The sequence below is a fragment of the Microvirga guangxiensis genome (genome assembly GCF_900102135.1).
Taxonomy (GTDB): domain Bacteria; phylum Pseudomonadota; class Alphaproteobacteria; order Rhizobiales; family Beijerinckiaceae; genus Microvirga; species Microvirga guangxiensis.
The window spans coordinates 79384-97432 of record NZ_FMVJ01000002.1 but is presented as its reverse complement, the minus strand read 5'-3'; the positions used below and the strand labels follow the sequence as shown (position 1 = coordinate 97432).

Below are 18049 nucleotides of genomic sequence, written 5' to 3'. Positions count from 1 at the left end.
GCCATGAAGCAAAGATGAAAGGATATTGTTAAAGCGGGCCGGTGCCGGTACGCCGGTTATAGACCTCGGAGGTGCGATCCACTTCCACATGGTGGAACTGCTCGACCTGCGGGCTGTCGTCCTGGATCGCGCCGATGCGGTAGCGGTAAGCCATTTCACCGCCCAGCCAGCCGCTGAAGAGCAAGAGCAGGGTCTGGAGGCCGGAGAGCCAGATACCCCAGTCCTGAACGCCCGCTGCCGGGTCGCCCAGGCGAACGCCCACATTGATGAGGGCGACGCCCACGACCACGAGGTTCGCGATCATGTGGGCCCAGGAGATCCAGAGATTGCGCACGCGGTCAATGGAAACGAAATCGATCAGGCCCGGCACAGCCGCGACAAGCGCCGTCACGATGCCGCCGATGAGCAGCCAATAGGAGGCTTCGGCCCAGAACGGATTGCCGGTGCTCATGAAAGCAATATCGGTTGCGAAGGCGCCGATCAGGAAGGCGACGGGAAAGACGATCAGCATGTGATGGAGCGGGTGCCCGGCAATTGCTGCCGTGCTCTCGACCCCGTGACGGTGATGGCGGCCCATGAAACTCTCCCTATGAAGTATCGTGAAGAAAATGCCGCGCTTAAGGCTTCGGTTCCTGTACTAACTCTGGTTGCATAGACTATGTTTCATCGGTCCTGGGTCTGGACATCCGAAAGCTAATAGAAGATAGCACTAGCAATCATTCCCTAGGGTAAGGGGTGGCTAACCCTTTTACTGATGCACCAGACACCGAATCCTTGCAGCCTTCCCGATGACCCTAGACCCTGCCACCCTCAGCTTCGCCTTTGTTTTGCTCGCGGTCGTTCTCGGCGCATTGCTGCTGTTTTCCTGGAAGCTCAACCCTAAGGTTCATGCGCTTTCGTTATGGGGGGCGGCCTTTTGCCTCATCGCGGGTGGCTTCGCGGTAGCAAACATGGGCAGGGCGAGCGGGTCCTATTCAGCGCTGCTCGTCGGAAATGCACTGGGGCTGTTGTCGTACACTGCGCTTTACGGAGGGTGCAGGATGTTCAACGGCCGGCAGGGATTTGTCCCCGCCATGCTGTTTGGCCCGGTACTGTGGCTGGTGGCTTACCCCTTCATCTATGACGAGCCTCAATACCGTCTGATCATGGTTTCGCTGCTGACTGGCGCTTACGCTTGGGCCAGCGCATGGGAGCTTGCGCGTTATGCCATGCAGCCGCTCGCCTCGCAGCGTGTCGCCATTGCTCTGCTGATCCTCCTAGGCTTGCTGAACATCCTGAGGTCCGGGCTCGGTGTTTCTCTCACCTCGATCTCGTGGATCGACGCGTTGGCGGGCCGCTGGTCTTCGGAGATGGCACTGTTCCTGGTGGTCTTCACCCCGACACTCGCTTTCATTTTTCTCTCCATGGCCAAGGAAAGCGTCGAACTCGGCTACAAGCGGGCTGCCTACATCGACCCTCTGACAGGCATTCCCAATCGGCGCGCCTTCATGCTGCATGCCGACCAGGTGCTGAGGGATGAGGAAGGCAGGACTGTCAGCTGTCTTGTCTTCGACCTCGACAATTTCAAAAGCATCAACGACCGCTATGGTCATGAGGCTGGGGACAGAGTCCTGACGATGTTCGGGACGATCCTGGCCAACCATCTTCCGCACAAATCATTCGGGCGCCTGGGCGGCGAGGAGTTCGCCGCCATTCTGCCGATCGGGATGGAAGAGGCGACGGATCGGGCCGAAGCGGTAAGGTCGGCTTTTTCCAAGGCAGGGAAGGCCATGCTCGGCCCTCACGCTCAGGTTACGGTCAGCGTCGGTTGCTCCACATCAAGCCAAGCGACGGTCCAGGCCCTGCTGCAGGAAGCGGACCTTGCCCTCTACCGCGCGAAGAACACCGGGCGGAATGTGGTCATCTCGGCCCGCTCGCTGACCGCTCCGCAAGAAACGTGATGCTAGGATAGCCGCGAAGGCGGCTATCGATGGGTCGTGACGACGAGAGCCCTCATGCGGTTCTCGATGCTGCCATCGCCGAATTGCTTTACGAGCGCCTGGGTCATCGTCTCCGTGATCTCATCGAGACGCCCCGGCGCGCGGGCCTCGAGTTCTCCGCGAAGAGGCGTGCCCTGCGTGAGTCCCATTGCGATGTCGCGTGCCGTGGGAGCGCTCGTCACCTTGTCGATCGCTTCGATATGGACGTACTCGAAGCCCGCACGCTTGAGGTCTTCTACGATTCGATCCTCCTCGAAGTACCCGAAGGGCATCCGCTCGAAGAAGCGCGGCGGGTCGTCGGGAAACATTTCGACGGCCTGATCGGAGACGATCTTGCTGAGCTGGTTCTTTTCCAGGCTGTCCCAAACATTGAACAGGAAGCGACCTCCCGGCTTGAGCACGCGCCGCGCCTCCCGGAAAGCCGCCTGCTTGTCGGGAAAGAACATCGCGCCGAACTGGCAGACCACCGCATCGAAGGAGTTGTCCTCGAAGGGGATCGCCTGCGCATCCGCCTGGCGCCAGGTCACGTTGGGCGCCTGGAGCTTGGTCTGCGCCAGATCGAGCATGGCCTGATTGAGATCGGTGGCAACGATCTCGACCTTGGGCGGAAGCGTTTTGACGAGAGCCCGGGTGACGATCCCGGTGCCTGCTGCGGTCTCGAGAATTCGACCGGGCGCGACATCCTTGAGCCGTGCCGCAAGGTCTTCGGCAAAGGGCTGAAAGAGAAGAGATCCGAGATATTGTTCATAGATGGCAGGGATCGAGCCGGCAAAGGCTACATCGGTGGCGCTCATGGCCTCCTCCACCGTGAATGAAGCGCCATCATCCCGCCGAGAGGACAGCCGGGCAATAGTCTCAAAAGGGGCATTCGCGCATGAGGTTTCACCGCTGTCTTGCAAGGATTTGAGAGCAGCGCACCGTCGCGGATACGCCAAAAAAGCCATGGCTCCATGGAGCTCGGCATGCTTTTTTGCAGCAAGGGGCTGCCGGCCCCTGCGGCAGGGAGGCGCGCGTGACGTCCATTCTGCAATTGCCGGCATGGTTGGGAGCCATCCTCGCGATGCTGGCTGCGGTTGCGGCATCGGCCTTGCCGCTTGCCATCGTTCGCAGGAGGCTTCGCGACGAGATGTCTCCGTCGGCCCGCGAGGTGGCGGAAACGGTTGCCGTCCGCATCGGCACCATTCACGCCCTGATCCTGGCGCTTGTTTTCGCCGATGCCCAATCCACGTACACGAACTTGCAACGGGACGTCTCGCAGGAAATCGCGACGATCGAGCATCTGGCCATGCAGATCGACCAATGGAACGGCCCTGAAGCGAACCTTCTGCGCAGCGACCTTGCTCTCTATGTCGGCGCCGTCATGCAGCACGAATGGCATGCCGGAGCGCGCCCTCACGGCAGCAAGGAAGCGGCGCAGGCCTTTCACGAACTGGATATGAGCATTCTCGACCTAACGGCGGATACGCCGCGGCAGCAATCTCTCCGCACCCGCATGATCACGAACGCAGACGATCTCCAGGATCACCGGAAGGCGCGGCTTTCGCTGCTTCACCGTGGCCTGTCCAGCCTGTTCTGGTGGATGGCATTGACGGGGTTCGGCATCATCGCGGGTTTCTTCCTGGTGTTTCCGGCGACCCCCGTGCACATCGCCATTCTCTCCGTCTATGGAGCCTATACCGGTCTTGCGCTCTATTTCATCCTCGCACTGAGCCATCCCTATGCGGGCCCCGCAGCCATCGATACGACCCCTTACCAAGTGCTGCTCGATGAAGAAATAAAGGCGCCGAGGGTGACCTCGACGCCTTAGGATTTCGGCCTTCAGAATATGCAGGAAGCGGCTATTCAACCGCTTCCTGACGCATTGTCTTCTTCGGCTTCTTCGGAGCCTCCTTGGCGGGGGCTTCCTTCTTCAGGGGCCTGCGCTCCAGCACTTCCTTGAGGAAGCGGCCGGTGTGGCTTTCCTTGGACTTGGCGATGTCCTCGGGGGTACCCTCGGCGACGATCTGGCCTCCGCCGCTGCCGCCTTCGGGGCCCATGTCGATGACCCAATCAGCGGTCTTGATGACTTCGAGATTGTGCTCGATCACCACCACCGTATTGCCCTGTTCCACCAGCTCATGCAGCACTTCCAGGAGCTTCGCCACGTCGTGGAAGTGCAGGCCGGTGGTCGGCTCGTCCAGGATGTACAGCGTGCGGCCGGTGGCGCGCTTCGACAGCTCCTTCGAGAGCTTCACGCGCTGCGCCTCACCACCGGAAAGGGTGGTGGCCTGCTGGCCCACATGCACGTAGTCGAGGCCGACGCGGGCGAGCGTCTGCATCTTCTCGCGGATCGACGGCACGGCCTTGAACAGCTCGCGCGCTTCCTCCACCGTCATGTCGAGCACGTCGGCGATGGACTTGTCGCGATACTTCACCTCCAGCGTCTCGCGGTCGTAGCGCTTGCCTTTGCAGACATCGCAGGTGACGTAGACGTCCGGCAGGAAGTGCATCTCGATCTTGATCACGCCGTCGCCGGAACAGGCCTCGCAGCGCCCGCCCTTCACGTTGAACGAGAAGCGCCCCGCCTGATAGCCGCGCGCCTTCGCCTCGGGCAGGCCCGCGAACCACTCGCGGATCGGCGTGAAGGCGCCGACGTAAGTGGCCGGGTTCGAGCGCGGCGTGCGGCCGATGGGCGATTGGTCGATGTCGATGACCTTGTCGAGATGCTCGAGCCCCTCGATGCGCTCATGCGGGGCAGGGTGCTCCAGCGCACCGTTGAGCTTGCGCGCAACAGCCTTGTAGAGCGTGTCGATGACGAGCGTCGACTTGCCGCCGCCGGACACACCGGTGATGCAGGTGAAGGTGCCGAGCGGGATGCTTGCCGTCACGTCCTTGAGGTTGTTGCCCTTCGCGCCGACGACCTTCAGCATGCGCTTCGGATCGCGCTTGCGGCGCTGCGCCGGAACCTTCACGGACATCTCGCCCGTGAGATACTTGCCCGTCAGCGATTTCGGGTTCTTCATCACCTCGTCCGGCGTGCCTTCGGCGACGATCTGACCGCCATGGATGCCGGCGCCCGGCCCAATGTCGAACACGTAATCGGCCTGCAGGATCGCATCCTCGTCGTGCTCCACCACGATCACGGTGTTGCCGAGATCGCGCAGGCGCTTGAGGGTGCCGAGCAGGCGCTCGTTATCGCGCTGGTGCAGGCCGATGGACGGCTCGTCGAGCACGTAGAGAACGCCGGTGAGGCCCGAGCCGATCTGCGAGGCGAGGCGGATGCGCTGGCTCTCGCCACCCGACAGGGTGCCGGAGGAGCGGGCGAGCGTGAGATATTCGAGGCCCACATCGACGAGGAAGGTCAGGCGGTCGCGGATCTCCTTGAGAATGCGGCCCGCGATGTCATTCTGCTTCTTGTTCAGCTTCTTCGAGAGGCCGCCGAACCATTCGTGGGCGTCCTTTACGGACAATGCGGTCGCATCGCCGATGTCGGAACCGGCGATCTTCACCGCCAGCGCTTCGGCTTTAAGGCGCTTGCCGCCGCATTCCTCGCACGGCGTCTCGCTCATGAAGCGGCCGATCTCCTCGCGCGCCCAGTCGCTCTCGGTTTCCTTGTAGCGGCGCTCCAAGTTCGGGATCACGCCCTCGAAGGGCTTGCGAACCTCATAGGCGCGCATGCCGTCGTCATAGGCGAAGCGGATGGCTTTCTCCGTGCCGTAGAGGATCGCCTCCCGCACGTCCTCCGACAGCTCGGTCCAAGGCTTCGTCATGGACGACTTGTAGTGCTTGGTGATCGCTTCCAGCGTCTGCCCGTAATAGGGCGAAGTCGACTTCGCCCACGGCATGATGGCGCCGCGCTTGAGCGACAGCGTCTCGTCCACCACGAGCGCCTCGTCGATGCGCATCTCGTGACCAATGCCGCCGCAGGTGGGGCAGGCGCCGAAGGGGTTGTTGAACGAGAACAGGCGCGGCTCGATTTCCGGAATGGTGAAGCCGGAGACAGGGCAGGCGAACTTGGAGGAGAAGACGATGCGCTTGGGCTTGCCCTTCTCGTCCTTTTCATCCGCATATTCGATGACGGCGATGCCGTCGGTGAGCTCGAGGGCGGTCTCGAAGGATTCCGACAGGCGCGCGGCGATATCGGCGCGCACCACGATGCGGTCCACTACCACGTCGATGTCGTGCTTGAACTTCTTGTCGAGGGCAGGGGCCTCGTCGATGGCATAGTACTCGCCGTCGATCTTCAGGCGCTGGAAGCCCTTCTTCTGGAACTCGGCGATTTCCTTGCGGTATTCGCCCTTGCGGCCGCGCACGACGGGGGCCAGCAGGTAGAGGCGGGTCTTTTCCGGCAGGTCGAGCACCCGGTCTACCATCTGGCTGACCGTCTGGCTCTCGATGGGAAGGCCGGTGGCGGGGGAATAGGGAATGCCGACACGCGCCCAGAGCAGGCGCATGTAATCGTAGATCTCGGTGACGGTACCCACCGTCGAGCGCGGGTTCTTGGAGGTGGTCTTCTGCTCAATGGAGATGGCAGGCGAGAGACCGTCGATCTGGTCCACATCCGGCTTCTGCATCATCTCCAGGAACTGGCGCGCGTAGGCGGAGAGGGACTCCACATAGCGGCGCTGCCCCTCGGCATAGATCGTGTCGAAGGCCAGCGAGGATTTGCCAGACCCGGACAAGCCCGTGAACACCACGAACTGGTCTCGAGGCACCATCAGGTCGACGTTCTTGAGGTTATGCTCCCGCGCGCCACGCACGGAGATCACACGCGCATTCGGGTCTCCCGCCTTGGCGCGGTTGAACAAATCGTCGAGTTTAGCCATGGCCTAGCTTCAAGCCTTGTATGAGGGGAAGGCGGCCATCAGCGGCCGGTTCCGGGATATGTGATGCCTGACCTGCCGATGCAATGCGGCGGATGATTCCAGGTGTTTGATCCTAGAACAAAGAGGGTACGGCAAGCAAGCGGAGCCTTGTTTAGCGTGCTGCAATAGAAAAAGGCCCGCCGATGGCGGGCCTTTCAAGGTGGATAGCGTGGGTTAGGCTACGAAGACGAAATGGGAGGCGTTGAGGACAGCCTTGTTGGCCAGCGTCGTCACGAGTTGAAGATCGTAATTCAGCCCGACCCCATCGGCATCATAGTAGAGCTTGCCGTCGTCCGTGTCGTAGAAGAACTGAGCAAAGGTTGAGGCGGGTTTCGGATCGGCTCCGGAAACGACCGGGTTGGCCTTGTCGAAGACCGGCGCGACATATTTGTTCAGATTGTAATCGAAGTATCGGAAGTCGCTCATCTTGATAAGGAAGTAATCCTTGCCCGAGAAGTCCGCGATCGTGGAGCCCGAATTCCTCGACAGGGTGAACTGGTCGTCTCCCGCGCCGCCCACGAGAGTTACATTGCCATAGCCGCTCAGCTTGTCGTTTCCTGTGCCGCCATTGACGATGAATCCGCTGCCTGGGCTGCTGTCATAACCGTAGGCCCAAAGGGTATCATTCCCCGCGCCGCCGTTGATGACCCCGCCTTTGCCTTCACCGGAAATCCGGTCGCTGCCCTTCGAGCCTGTAACGACGCTTCCGATATCCATATCGTCGATGCTGACTGAAACCTTTTCGAACTGTCCGGCCTTGATGCCGCCATGACCGATATCGGCTGCCTTCTTGCCAGTGATTTTCGAGAAATCGATCAGGTACTTGGTGAGAGCGATCGAGCTTGAGTAGATTTGGACATTGAGAACATCCACACCCTTGCCGCCAAGGGCATAGTCCCCGTCATCGACTATCACTCTGTCGTTGCCGTCGCCGCCCAGGAGCCGGTCTTTCCCCGCTACGAAATCTACGCCGTAGGTATATTCACGGCCATCGAGAAGGTCGTTTCCTGCGCCGCCGGACAAGTTATCGTTGCCGAGCCCGCCAAACAGATCATCGTTGCCCGCACCACCGTCAAGGCGGTCGTTGCCTTCATCGCCGGACAGATAGTCGTTGTCGACGCCGCCATAGAGCCAATCATTGCCTGCGCCGCCATAGATATAGTCATCGCCGGCATCGCCATAGAGCTTATCGTTGCCCATTTCGCCATAGACGTAGTCGTCGTCGTCACCGCCCTTGAGGCGGTCATTGCCATCGGCTCCGTAGATGTAGTCGTTGCCGGCGCGGCCCTCGAAAGTGTCGTTGAACATCGAGCCGAAGAAATCGTCTTCTCCTCCGGTGCCCTTGATAGCTTTGGTTTTTTTGGTCAGGCGATAGGTGGTCATGGGTTTCCTCCAAAAGATGCTTTTTTAAATGTCATAACATTGCTTAATCCGCAACCGGGAATTGCACCCTCTGGAGCCTTTTAGCGGCTGAGGAGAAGTTCAAGACAACTCTCCTTCTTCCGTATGGAGAAGGAGCGGGGCGAAATCTAATCTGGGGACAGGTTTGCTCAGAATGGTCCGTCCGACTTGCCGCCCGGCGCCCTTGGCCCCAGAACACCCTCATGTGATTGAGGAGAGGCTCGGATGGCAGGCAGTGTGAACAAGGTGATCTTGGTGGGCAATCTGGGTCGCGACCCGGAGGTGCGCCGCCTGAACAACGGCGAGCCGGTGGTGAACCTGCGCCTGGCCACCTCGGAGAGCTGGAAGGACAAGGCGACCGGGGAGCGCAAGGAAAAGACCGAGTGGCACTCGGTGGTGATCTTCAACGAGAATCTGGCGCGGGTGGCCGAGCAGTATCTGAAGAAGGGCTCGAAGGTCTATGTCGAGGGCCAGCTGCAGACGCGCAAGTGGACGGATCAGAGCGGGGTGGAGAAGTACACCACCGAGGTGGTGCTGCAGCGCTTCCGCGGCGAGCTGACGATCCTGGACGGACGCTCTGGCGGCGGCGCGTCGGAGTATGGCGACGAGGAGGGCGGCGGCCAGATCAGCCGCGGCGGCGACTTCGGCCGCTCATCCCCCATGGAACGCAGACCGGCTCCGGCCCAGAACCAGGGCGGCGGTGGCGGTGGATCGCGCTACAACGACCTCGACGACGACATTCCGTTCTAGTCCCGGGTTTTGTTATCTTGAAAATTGCTGACGGCGCGGATCAGGCGATCCGCGCCGTCATCGTTGATGTCGGGTGTTCCCAGGCCTTGTTCGCTAAAGGATGAAATCGGCTCCCGTGAGGCTTGATGCCGTGATGTTCTCCAGCCTGATGTAATGGCTGGAGCCTGACAGCAGGATGACCGTGTAGCCACTGCGCTGGCCAATGGAGATGTCATCGAAGCTGGGAATGCGCCAAGCGCGTAGATCAATCTGATCGATGCCGGGTTCGTAGAACCAGATAGTATCCTTGCCGGATGCAATGTCGAACGCGAACACATCCCGGCCGCCGCCGCCATCCATCGTGTCGTTGCCGCGGCCGCCATTGAGATAGTCGTTGCCAAAGCCGCCATACGATGAGTCACCGTACAGACGATCATTGCCGTCTCCGCCATATAGCGTGTCGTTGCCATACGCGACGCTAGTGCCGGCTGTCTGAGCGTCGCCGTAGATGGTATCGTTGCCCGTTCCACCATCAATGAAATCCGAGCCGCCTCTCGCCTGGCCGTTGAGGATGACCGCGTCTCCATAGAGACGGTCGCTATTGCTGCCTCCATAGATGCGATCGTTGCCGCCGATGACGAGGCCGTACATCGCGAAGGCATCGCCATAGATGTGATCCGTGCCGCTTTCGCCATAGAGCGAATCGTGGCCTGCGATGGCGGAGTCCGTCATGAATTCCGCATCGCCATGGATCTCGTCATTGTATGAGCCGCCATATATCCTGTCGTTGCCGGCAACGGTGAAGCTGAACATCTCACGCGCATCGCCGAAGAGGGTATCGCTGCCATGATCTCCGCGAATGTAGTCGTTGCCACCGCGCGCGTAGCTCTTCATCGAGAGTGCATCGCCATAGATCGTGTCCCGGTCGTTGCCCCCTGAAATCCAATCCGCTCCACCACGTCCACGGCCACCCAATGTGACCGTGTCGCCGTAAATCGTATCGACCCCTTTATGGCCCAGGATCTTATCTGGGCCGCCCACTCGTGTGGAAATCAGGTTTCTGACATCGCCGTAAAGGCGATCCGCCCCGTCCGTGCCTTCAAGAAGGTTTCTGCTGAGAGTGCCGACTTTGACTACCATTTTTCAAAAATCCTTTTTGGGCCATGCTTTCGACCAATAAATAATATAACGTTAAAAATAAGGCCTGTCGCTGCGTCAAGTGCGCCTTGCGTGGCGACCGGCAGAAAAACCGCCGCCTTGATGTTTGCCCAAAGAGCCCTTACCCAGCCATCAGCCCATACAGTCAGCGATGCCATGACCTCTCATTCCCTCGACACCCTCTTCACCTGGATCCGTACCGAAAGCCCGACCCATGACGTGGCCGGGGTGAACCTGATGATGGATCTCGTGCTTGATCAGATGAAGGATGCGCCGGTGGCCATCGAGCGGATCAAAGGAGAGCAGGGACTCGGCGACGCGCTGATCCTGCGCGCCGGACCGCAGACGGACGAGCCTGCCATCCTGATCATGTCGCATCTCGACACGGTGCATCCGGTCGGCACGATCCAGAAGGATTTGCCGCTGCGGATCGAGGGCGACCGGCTCTACGGCCCCGGCGTCTACGACATGAAGGCCAGCGCCTGGTATTGCCTGGAGGCCTTCAAGGAGGTCGCCCGTAAGGGCACGGCAGCGCGCCCGATGATCTATCTGGTCACGCCGGACGAGGAGATCGGCTCGCCCATGACGCGGCCGATCATCGAGGATCTCGCCCGCCGCTCGGCTTATGCCCTCGTGACGGAGCCCGGACGCGACGGCGGCAAGGTCGTCACCTCACGCAAGGGCGTGGGGCGCTTCGACGTGCATGTGGAGGGCCGCCCGGCCCATGCGGGCTCGCGCCATGCGGACGGACGTAACGCGATCTATGAGGCCGCGCGCCAGATCCTCGCCATCGAGGCGATGACCGACTACGCCCGCGGCGTCACGACGACGGTTGGCATGGTGTCCGGCGGCACGGCGGTGAATACGATTCCCCAGCACTGCAGCTTCCCCGTGGACCTGCGCGTGGAGACCGTGGCCGATGGCGAGGCGCTGACCAGGGCGATCCTCGGGTTGAAGCCCCACAACCCCGATTTCAAGCTCACCGTCACCGGCGGAATGAATCGCCCGCCCTACGAGCGGACGGAGGGCACGTCGAAGCTGTTCTATCACGCCAAGTCACTTGCCGCCGAGATCGGCTTCGATCTCGTGTCCGCCCCCAAGGTCGGCGGCGGTTCGGATGGCAACTTCACCGCGGCGCTGGGCGTGCCGACTCTCGACGGTATCGGCATCGACGGGGACGGGGCTCATACGCTGCAGGAATACGGCGTCATTTCCTCCATCGCTCCTCGCCGGGAACTGGTGAAGCGCCTTCTGGAGACGCTGCGCTGATCGCGATTTCCGATCTGCGGGAGAGGCCGGAATTCACCGGCGCCGTTGCGGATCGCGTCTGGCGCGCCTTCTGGAAGGATAAAGGGCATCCGCTCGAGTTGCTCACAGGGCTCGTGCAGCAGAGCCTTGGGGCAGGGGACATTCCCACGTCTTTCGTCGCGCATGATGGCGAACAGTTCCTCGGAACCGTTTCGCTCATCGTCTGCGACGAAGAGGCAAGGCCGCAATATACGCCATGGATCGCAGCCCTCTGGGTCGAGCCCGAGCATCGCCGTGGCGGCATCGGAGCCTCCCTGGTGGACAGGGCCGCGGAATTCGCCTTCGGCACAGGCGCATCGCGGATTTATCTTCTCTCGCGCGAACGCCGGCGCGCCTATTATGAAGGCTTGGGCTGGACGGTTCTCGAGGCCGATGCTCCCGAGCCGGGCTTGCACATTCTGGTCAGGGATTCAGGCAAGGGGCTTGCGTGATGGAGCCGAGTACGGATGCGCAGTACCGCCCTAATGTGGGCATCGCACTCTTCAACGGAAGCGGTCAGGTGCTGATCGCGCGTCGCCTCGGCGACGATGGCCCTGAAATCATTGCGCCGGGGCATGAATGGCAGATGCCACAAGGCGGCATCGATGAAGGTGAGGATCCCCTGACGACCGCTTGGCGCGAGCTTTGGGAGGAGACGAGCGTCACGAACGCGGTTCACCTGGGCGAAACGCCGGATTGGCTGACCTACGATTTTCCGCCCTATGACGGCCCGCCGCATCGTCTCTCAAGATTCCGGGGACAGCGACAGAAGTGGTTCGCGTTTCGCTTCACAGGCGAGGAGCGCGAGATCGATGTCACGCTCGCGCACGAAGGCGCGCCGCAGGAATTCAGCGAATGGCGATGGGCCGAGCTTGCGGAGACGCCCGCGCTCGTGGCGCCGTTCAAGCGCAAGATCTACGAACACGTGGCGCAAGCCTTCAGACCGTTCGCAACGCCGCTCTGAAGGCAGGTCGCCAGGCGTTTGAACCGCCTCAGGCCTCGTCCGCTTCGTCCGGAAGAGCGAGTTCGGGATGCTTCTGGATCAGTGCCTTACGGTCGGCGGCGAGGGCATCCCATGTGCGTGCCATTTCCAGAAGCTGATCGCGCTGCGGTCCTTCCGGGACCTGCCTGGCGAGAACGCGGCATTCCTCTGCGTGCTTGCGGTATTCGGATGCTTTCTTCACGTCGTTCCCCTCGTATGACAGCCTTTACCTTTACAACGCGGCAGGGCGCAGGAGCGCCACCACGCCATCGATGATGAACTGCACCGCAAGCCCTGCGAGGATCACGCCGAGCAAGCGGCTCAGGACGATGTTGCCGGTCACACCCAGCATGCGCGACACCCGCTCGGCCGCCAGGAATACGACGAAGCATGAAGTCACGCCGAGCGCGATGAGAACCAGCAGAAAGCCCAGATAAACCGGATCGCCGCTGGCCCGTCCAGCCAGCAGGATGGTTGCCGTCAAAGCGCCGGGACCGGCCATGAGCGGAATGGCAAGAGGGAAGGCAGCAACATTGCGGATGTGATCCTCGGTGATGGCAATGTCGGCGGTGTGCTGCTTGCGCTCGTTGCGTCGCTCGAACACCATCTCGAAGGCGATCCAGAACAGGAGCAGACCGCCGGAGATGCGGAAGGCCGGGATGCCGATGCCGAGGAGCCGCAGGAGAACCTCGCCGCCGAGGCCGAAGAACGCCAGGATGCAGAAGGCGATGATCGCCGCCCTGATCGCGACGCGTTTGCGCTCGTCGGCATTCATGCCCCGGGTGAGGGAGATGAAGATGGGCGCGAGCGCCGGTGGGTCGAGAGTGACGAGAAGGGTCACGAGAGCGGCGGAGATATAGTCGAAGAGCATCGGCTGGACCTTGAAGACAGCTTTGCTTTATGGGGTGTCTGAACGGTTTTGGCGAGAGGGGCTGCAACGATGTTCACGATTTTGGACCGGATCAGCTGGCCCGGCCATCCCGACAAGGCCAATGAGGACATCTGCGGGGCGTCCCAGGATTGGGCCTGGGTGATCGACACCTCGATCTTTCCCGGCACCGCTCCGGTCATGCATCCCAAGAGCGATGCGACCTGGCTCGCCACCTTCGCGGACGAGCGCCTGTCGAACCTCGCGCCTCATGCGGAGGACGGCCCGGCCTTGATCCGGTACGTGATGGAAGAACTCCGCACCGCCTATCGTGCCGTTGCCCCGGAGGAACGGCACGAGTATTTCGTGTCCTGGCCGCTTGGGGCCATGACCCTCGTTCGCAGAAGGGAAAAGACCCTCGATGCCTGGACGTTCGGAGACACCACGGCCTTCGTTCGGCAACCCGATGGAACGGTCCTGACGCTGGGGGATGCTCCCGGGCTGCGTGACGCCGAATCCGCCAAGGCTGCCGAGTTGATGCAGGCGGCAGGCTCCCGCCCCACCGACATTCTCGACGAACCGGTCTTCCTGGCATGGCTGGGAGAGCGCCGCGAGCGGCAGAAGAGAAGCGGCATCCCGGCGGCACTCCTCAGCCTCAACCCAAGCGCTGTCGACCGCTTGAGGCATGAGAGCGTGTCCTGCGAGGACGGCACCACGATCCTCCTCGCCACCGACGGCTTCTCGGCCCTGGTCGACCTCTACGGAGCCATGGAGGCCAAGGCGATGATGGAGGCCGCCATCGCTTCAGGCCTGGAGCCTTTGGTTCAAAGGGCGCGGGAGATCGAAACGCAGGTCGATCCGGACGGAAAACTCTATCCGCGCTTCAAGCAGAGTGATGACACGACGGCGCTTTTGCTCAGGGTGTAAAAATTTTCCTCGCTCCTAAGGGGAGGGGCCGCGGGTGGAGCGCAAAGTCGGAGCGCGACCCGTCATCCAGAAAGCCCGACAGCCCGACAGCATCCCCTCTCCCGGGTGGGAGAGGGGCAGGGGGTGAGGGAAAGCCCTCTCCGGACAAGGCAGTCCCTCACCCGGAGCTGCGCTCCGACCTCTCCCACCCGGGAGAGGTCTTCCCGTGTCTAGCTGGTTTGAGCGCTCACCCGGTCGGTCGACCCCCACCCCTGCCCCTCCCCGCAAGGGGGAGGGAACCCGTGCCTTACCCAAGCACAGCAGCGGATGTTATGTTCTTACTTTGTTCTTGACTTTGGTCCTAACCTCGGCTATAGCTGTGGGCATCCGGCTCCAGGAGGGGCGCGCTCGCGAGGCGTCGTGAATGAGGGGAGCCGGAACGGTCCTGTGCAGGTGCTGACGCAGCGTCTGTGACGGGAGGCCCATCGCTGCAAGATGCGATGTCCGCCTAAACAAACCGTGCGCGAGGAGCCGTCGGGTTCTTCACACACTAGACACACGAGCCGGACGCCTCCTCGCGCCCTCCCTCGACCATCACCCTCGGAGCCACGCGCTCGCGAGGACACTCCCGCTTGCTCTTTGATCCAATGCCCATGAATGCCTTACTGCGTGGGAGGCGCGGGACGATGCTGCATAGGCTGCAAGCGAGTTCCTGGGCTCCAAGAGAGGACGAAAGCCATGGAGCTTGTGGCAAAACGCCGAAATTTAACAGAGATCAAGGAAATCAAGAGGTTGTCGGCGGCACCTCAATCTCATTCTCAAATCCGCCTTCGAGGAGGGAAAAGTGCCGCGGCCGGGGCGGGATGCGCCCTGTGCGGCGAGGGCCTTGTAAGTAATTGAAAATAAAAAGGCTTTTTTGCCTTTTCTTCTCTCTGGATAACCGCTCAAAAAACTTGAAAAACCTGCCGTTCTCCCCCATCTAAAGACTTGAATTTCAATTGGATTCGCGAGGCTGCCTGACGGCTTGACGAAGCGGCATCAAAAGCCGCCTCTCGCGATAAGGGCAGACCGTTTTAAGAAAGACCAACCTTGACCGATCCGAACGATATCCGCTCCGGCGGCCCCGGCGGGGACCAGCCGGCCAGCGACATCAAGCCGATTTCCATCGTCGACGAGATGAAGCGCTCCTATCTCGATTACGCCATGAGCGTGATCGTGAGCCGCGCTCTCCCTGATGCCCGCGATGGTCTCAAGCCCGTGCATCGCCGCATCCTCTACTCGATGCACGAGAACGGCTATACGCCCGACAAGAAATACGTGAAGTCCGCCCGTATCGTCGGTGACGTGATGGGTCAATACCATCCGCACGGCGACAGCGCGATCTACGACGCCTTGGTGCGCATGGCGCAGGACTTCTCGCTGCGCCTCATGCTCGTGGACGGGCAGGGCAATTTCGGTTCTGTCGACGGCGATCCTCCGGCGGCCATGCGCTACACCGAGTCCCGCCTGTCCAAGGCGGCGATGCCGCTCCTCGACGACATCGACAAGGACACTGTCGATTTCTCCCCCAACTACGACGAGTCCAAGGACGAGCCGTCGGTTCTGCCGGCGCGCTTCCCGAACCTGCTCGTCAACGGCGCCGGCGGCATCGCGGTCGGCATGGCCACCAACATGCCTCCCCATAATCTGGGCGAGGTCATCGACGGCTGCCTGGCCTATATCGACAATCCCGGCGTCTCCGCCGAGGAACTGATCGAGATCATCCCCGGTCCGGACTTCCCGACCGGTGCGCTGATCCTCGGGCGCTCGGGAGCGAAGTCCGCCTACACGACGGGCCGCGGCTCCATCATCATGCGCGCCAAGTCCGAGATCGAGGAGGTCCGCAAGGACCGTGAGGCGATCATCTTCACCGAGATCCCGTATCAGGTGAACAAGGCCTCGCTGATCGAGAAGATCGCCGAGCTCGTGCGCGAGAAGAAGATCGAAGGCATCGCCGACCTGCGCGACGAATCCGACCGCGACGGCATGCGCATCGTGGTCGAGATCAAGCGCGATGCCATGGCGGACGTGGTGCTCAACCAGCTCTACCGCTACACGCCGCTGCAGACGAGCTTCGGCGCCAACATGGTGGCGCTCAACGGCGGCCGTCCCGAGCAGATGACGCTCAGGGACCTGATCGCCGCCTTCGTCGATTTCCGCGAAGAGGTGGTCTCCCGCCGCACCAAGTTCCTGCTCAACAAGGCGCGCGAGCGCGCTCACGTGTTGTGCGGCCTGGCGATTGCGGTGGCGAACATCGACGAGGTGATCCGCCTCATCCGCACGTCGCCCGATCCGAACACCGCGCGCGAAGCCCTCATGGGCCGCGACTGGCCGGCTCACGATATCGCTCCGCTCATCGCGCTGGTGGACGATCCGCGTCACAAGATCAACGATGACGGCACCTATCGCCTGTCCGAGACGCAGGCCCGCGCGATCCTCGACCTGCGCCTGCAGCGTCTGACCGCTCTCGGCCGCGACGAAATCGGCGACGAGCTGTCGAAGCTCGCGGCCGAGATCTCGGACTACCTAGAGATCCTGCGTTCGCGCGCCCGCATCATGGGCATCATCAAGGACGAGCTCGTCGAGGTCCGCAATACCTTCGCCACTCCGCGCAAGACGCAGATCGTGGACTGGGATTCGGACCTAGACGACGAGGATCTGATCGCCCGCGAGGACATGGTCGTCACCGTGTCCCACGCCGGCTACATCAAGCGCGTGCCGCTTTCGACCTATCGGGCGCAGCGCCGCGGCGGCAAGGGCCGTTCCGCCATGTCGACGAGGGACGAGGATTTCGTCACCCGTCTCTTCGTGGCGAACACCCATACGCCGGTGATCTTCTTCTCGTCCGAAGGGCAGGCCTACAAGGAGAAGGTGTGGCGCCTGCCGCTCGCCGCCCCGAACGCCAAGGGCAAGGCGCTGGTGAACATGCTGCCGCTCAAGCAGGGCGAGCGCATCAACGCCATCATGCCGTTGCCCGAGGACGAGGCGTCCTGGGACAAGCTGGACGTGATGTTCGCGACGTCACGCGGCACGGTTCGCCGCAACAAGCTGTCGGACTTCGTGCAGGTCAATCGCGGTGGCAAGATCGCCATGAAGCTCGATGAAGGCGACAGCATCATCGACGTGCAGATCTGTTCCGAGCACGACGACGTGCTGCTCACCACGGCCAAGGGCCAATGCATCCGCTTCCCGGTGACGGATGTGCGCGTGTTCAAGGGCCGCGACTCCATGGGCGTGCGCGGCATCAACCTGGCAGAGGGCGACGACATCATCTCCATGGCGATCCTGCGCCACGTGGAAGCGACGGGCGAAGAGCGCGCCGCCTACCTCAAGATGCGCCGCGCTGTCATGGGCGAGCAGTCGAACGGCGATGCCGATGCCGGTGGCGACGATGCGGAGGAGACCGAGAACGGAAACTTCTCGCTCTCGCAAGAGCGCTACGCGGAGATGAGTGCGCTGGAGCAGTGCATCCTGACGATCTCCGAAAAGGGCTACGGCAAGCGCACGCTCTCCTACGAGTACCGCATCACCGGACGCGGCGGCAAAGGCATCACGGCCATGGCGGTCAACAACCGCAACGGCAAGCTCGTCGCCTCGTTCCCGGTCGAGAACGCCGACCAGATCATGCTCGTCACCGATGGCGGCCAGCTGATCCGCGTGCCGGTCGACGGCATCCGAGTCGTCGGCCGCAACTCGCAGGGCGTCACTGTCTTCTCCACGCGCGACAAGGAACGCGTGGTCTCGGTGGAGCACATCGAGGGTGAAGAGGGCGAAGACGATGAGGGTGACATCGAAGCCGGGGGCGATATCGCCGAGGGCGGCGAGGAATAAGACCTCGCTTCAATCCTCTCCCGAG

16 protein-coding genes are annotated in these 18049 nt (G+C 61.9%); 8 read left to right on the top strand and 8 right to left on the bottom strand.

Annotated elements, in window-relative coordinates:
- Positions 1 to 28: 28 nt before the first annotated feature.
- Positions 29 to 577, bottom strand: coding sequence for a DUF2231 domain-containing protein (locus tag BLP10_RS00455; RefSeq protein WP_091128024.1), 549 nt, complete (start codon positions 575 to 577; stop codon positions 29 to 31).
- Positions 578 to 788: 211 nt separating this feature from the next.
- On the opposite strand from BLP10_RS00455, the gene BLP10_RS00450 reads away from it, so the two are divergent.
- A complete protein-coding gene (locus BLP10_RS00450; protein WP_091128021.1) occupies positions 789 to 1940 on the top strand; it encodes a GGDEF domain-containing protein in 1152 nt (383 codons plus the stop codon).
- A gap of 23 nt (positions 1941 to 1963) precedes the next feature.
- On the opposite strand, the gene BLP10_RS00445 is transcribed toward BLP10_RS00450, so the two are convergent.
- On the bottom strand, positions 1964 to 2773 hold the full coding sequence (locus BLP10_RS00445) for a class I SAM-dependent methyltransferase (RefSeq protein WP_091128019.1): 810 nt from the start codon (positions 2771 to 2773) through the stop codon (positions 1964 to 1966).
- A gap of 218 nt (positions 2774 to 2991) precedes the next feature.
- Here BLP10_RS00445 and BLP10_RS00440 point away from each other — a divergent pair, with 218 nt between their 5' ends.
- Entirely contained in the window at positions 2992 to 3786 is a 795-nt protein-coding gene (locus BLP10_RS00440) for a bestrophin-like domain (protein WP_091128016.1), read from the top strand.
- A 31-nt stretch (positions 3787 to 3817) separates the two neighbouring features.
- Here BLP10_RS00440 and uvrA read toward each other — a convergent pair whose 3' ends face one another.
- Positions 3818 to 6784 carry an excinuclease ABC subunit UvrA gene (gene uvrA / locus BLP10_RS00435; protein ID WP_091128012.1) on the bottom strand — a complete coding sequence of 989 codons (2967 nt, stop codon included), beginning with the start codon at positions 6782 to 6784 and terminating at the stop codon, positions 3818 to 3820.
- A 213-nt stretch (positions 6785 to 6997) separates the two neighbouring features.
- On the bottom strand, positions 6998 to 8206 hold the full coding sequence (locus tag BLP10_RS23805; protein ID WP_091128008.1) for a calcium-binding protein: 1209 nt from the start codon (positions 8204 to 8206) through the stop codon (positions 6998 to 7000).
- 243 nt (positions 8207 to 8449) lie between these two features.
- Here BLP10_RS23805 and BLP10_RS00425 point away from each other — a divergent pair, with 243 nt between their 5' ends.
- Positions 8450 to 8974, top strand: a complete 525-nt coding sequence (locus BLP10_RS00425; protein ID WP_091128004.1) for a single-stranded DNA-binding protein — start codon at positions 8450 to 8452, stop codon at positions 8972 to 8974.
- Positions 8975 to 9067: 93 nt separating this feature from the next.
- Here the strand turns inward: BLP10_RS00425 and BLP10_RS00420 are convergent, their stop codons facing one another.
- Both BLP10_RS00420 and BLP10_RS00415 read right to left on the bottom strand, forming a co-directional pair.
- Positions 9068 to 10093 carry a calcium-binding protein gene (locus BLP10_RS00420; RefSeq protein ID WP_091128001.1) on the bottom strand — a complete coding sequence of 342 codons (1026 nt, stop codon included), beginning with the start codon at positions 10091 to 10093 and terminating at the stop codon, positions 9068 to 9070.
- The gene (locus BLP10_RS00415; RefSeq protein ID WP_091127988.1) at positions 10087 to 10269 is read right to left on the bottom strand and encodes a hypothetical protein; all 183 of its coding nucleotides are present in this window, start codon (positions 10267 to 10269) and stop codon (positions 10087 to 10089) included. The genes BLP10_RS00420 and BLP10_RS00415 overlap by 7 nt, the downstream gene beginning before the upstream one ends.
- On the opposite strand from BLP10_RS00415, the gene BLP10_RS00410 reads away from it, so the two are divergent.
- The 3 genes from BLP10_RS00410 to BLP10_RS00400 all read left to right on the top strand — a co-directional run bounded on the left by BLP10_RS00410 (position 10268) and on the right by BLP10_RS00400 (position 12362).
- Positions 10268 to 11380 (top strand): M20 family metallopeptidase, encoded by a 1113-nt coding sequence (locus BLP10_RS00410; RefSeq protein ID WP_091127985.1) that lies wholly within the window; start codon positions 10268 to 10270, stop codon positions 11378 to 11380. The genes BLP10_RS00415 and BLP10_RS00410 overlap by 2 nt on opposite strands.
- Before the next feature lie 98 nt (positions 11381 to 11478).
- Positions 11479 to 11850, top strand: a complete 372-nt coding sequence (locus BLP10_RS00405) for a GNAT family N-acetyltransferase (protein ID WP_244510336.1) — start codon at positions 11479 to 11481, stop codon at positions 11848 to 11850.
- Entirely contained in the window at positions 11850 to 12362 is a 513-nt protein-coding gene (locus BLP10_RS00400) for an RNA pyrophosphohydrolase (protein WP_091127977.1), read from the top strand. The genes BLP10_RS00405 and BLP10_RS00400 overlap by 1 nt, the downstream gene beginning before the upstream one ends.
- A gap of 28 nt (positions 12363 to 12390) precedes the next feature.
- On the opposite strand, the gene BLP10_RS00395 is transcribed toward BLP10_RS00400, so the two are convergent.
- Both BLP10_RS00395 and BLP10_RS00390 read right to left on the bottom strand, forming a co-directional pair.
- The gene (locus BLP10_RS00395; protein WP_091127974.1) at positions 12391 to 12582 is read right to left on the bottom strand and encodes a hypothetical protein; all 192 of its coding nucleotides are present in this window, start codon (positions 12580 to 12582) and stop codon (positions 12391 to 12393) included.
- 30 nt (positions 12583 to 12612) lie between these two features.
- Positions 12613 to 13251: a MarC family protein gene (locus BLP10_RS00390; RefSeq protein ID WP_091127970.1), complete on the bottom strand. Its 639-nt coding sequence runs from the start codon at positions 13249 to 13251 to the stop codon at positions 12613 to 12615.
- 69 nt (positions 13252 to 13320) lie between these two features.
- Between BLP10_RS00390 and BLP10_RS00385 the strand changes: the two genes are divergently transcribed.
- On the top strand, positions 13321 to 14175 hold the full coding sequence (locus BLP10_RS00385; protein ID WP_091127967.1) for a protein phosphatase 2C domain-containing protein: 855 nt from the start codon (positions 13321 to 13323) through the stop codon (positions 14173 to 14175).
- 1155 nt (positions 14176 to 15330) lie between these two features.
- Complete coding sequence (gyrA, locus tag BLP10_RS00380; RefSeq protein WP_244510370.1) at positions 15331 to 18024, top strand: DNA gyrase subunit A; 2694 nt, start codon at positions 15331 to 15333, stop codon at positions 18022 to 18024.
- Positions 18025 to 18049: the final 25 nt, after the last annotated feature.

Excerpts from the sequence above, each read along its gene's own strand:
- BLP10_RS00420 (WP_091128001.1), bottom strand. The coding sequence starts at position 10,093 with ATGGTAGTCAAAGTCGGCACTCTCAGCAGAAACCTTCTTGAAGGCACG.
- BLP10_RS00415 (WP_091127988.1), bottom strand. The coding sequence starts at position 10,269 with ATGGCATCGCTGACTGTATGGGCTGATGGCTGGGTAAGGGCTCTTTGG.
- BLP10_RS00385 (WP_091127967.1), top strand. The coding sequence starts at position 13,321 with ATGTTCACGATTTTGGACCGGATCAGCTGGCCCGGCCATCCCGACAAG.
- BLP10_RS00445 (WP_091128019.1), bottom strand. The coding sequence starts at position 2,773 with ATGAGCGCCACCGATGTAGCCTTTGCCGGCTCGATCCCTGCCATCTAT.
- BLP10_RS00400 (WP_091127977.1), top strand. The coding sequence starts at position 11,850 with ATGGAGCCGAGTACGGATGCGCAGTACCGCCCTAATGTGGGCATCGCA.
- BLP10_RS00425 (WP_091128004.1), top strand. The coding sequence starts at position 8,450 with ATGGCAGGCAGTGTGAACAAGGTGATCTTGGTGGGCAATCTGGGTCGC.
- BLP10_RS23805 (WP_091128008.1), bottom strand. The coding sequence starts at position 8,206 with ATGACCACCTATCGCCTGACCAAAAAAACCAAAGCTATCAAGGGCACC.
- BLP10_RS00410 (WP_091127985.1), top strand. The coding sequence starts at position 10,268 with ATGACCTCTCATTCCCTCGACACCCTCTTCACCTGGATCCGTACCGAA.
- uvrA (WP_091128012.1), bottom strand. The coding sequence starts at position 6,784 with ATGGCTAAACTCGACGATTTGTTCAACCGCGCCAAGGCGGGAGACCCG.
- BLP10_RS00450 (WP_091128021.1), top strand. The coding sequence starts at position 789 with ATGACCCTAGACCCTGCCACCCTCAGCTTCGCCTTTGTTTTGCTCGCG.
- BLP10_RS00390 (WP_091127970.1), bottom strand. The coding sequence starts at position 13,251 with ATGCTCTTCGACTATATCTCCGCCGCTCTCGTGACCCTTCTCGTCACT.
- BLP10_RS00455 (WP_091128024.1), bottom strand. The coding sequence starts at position 577 with ATGGGCCGCCATCACCGTCACGGGGTCGAGAGCACGGCAGCAATTGCC.
- gyrA (WP_244510370.1), top strand. The coding sequence starts at position 15,331 with ATGAAGCGCTCCTATCTCGATTACGCCATGAGCGTGATCGTGAGCCGC.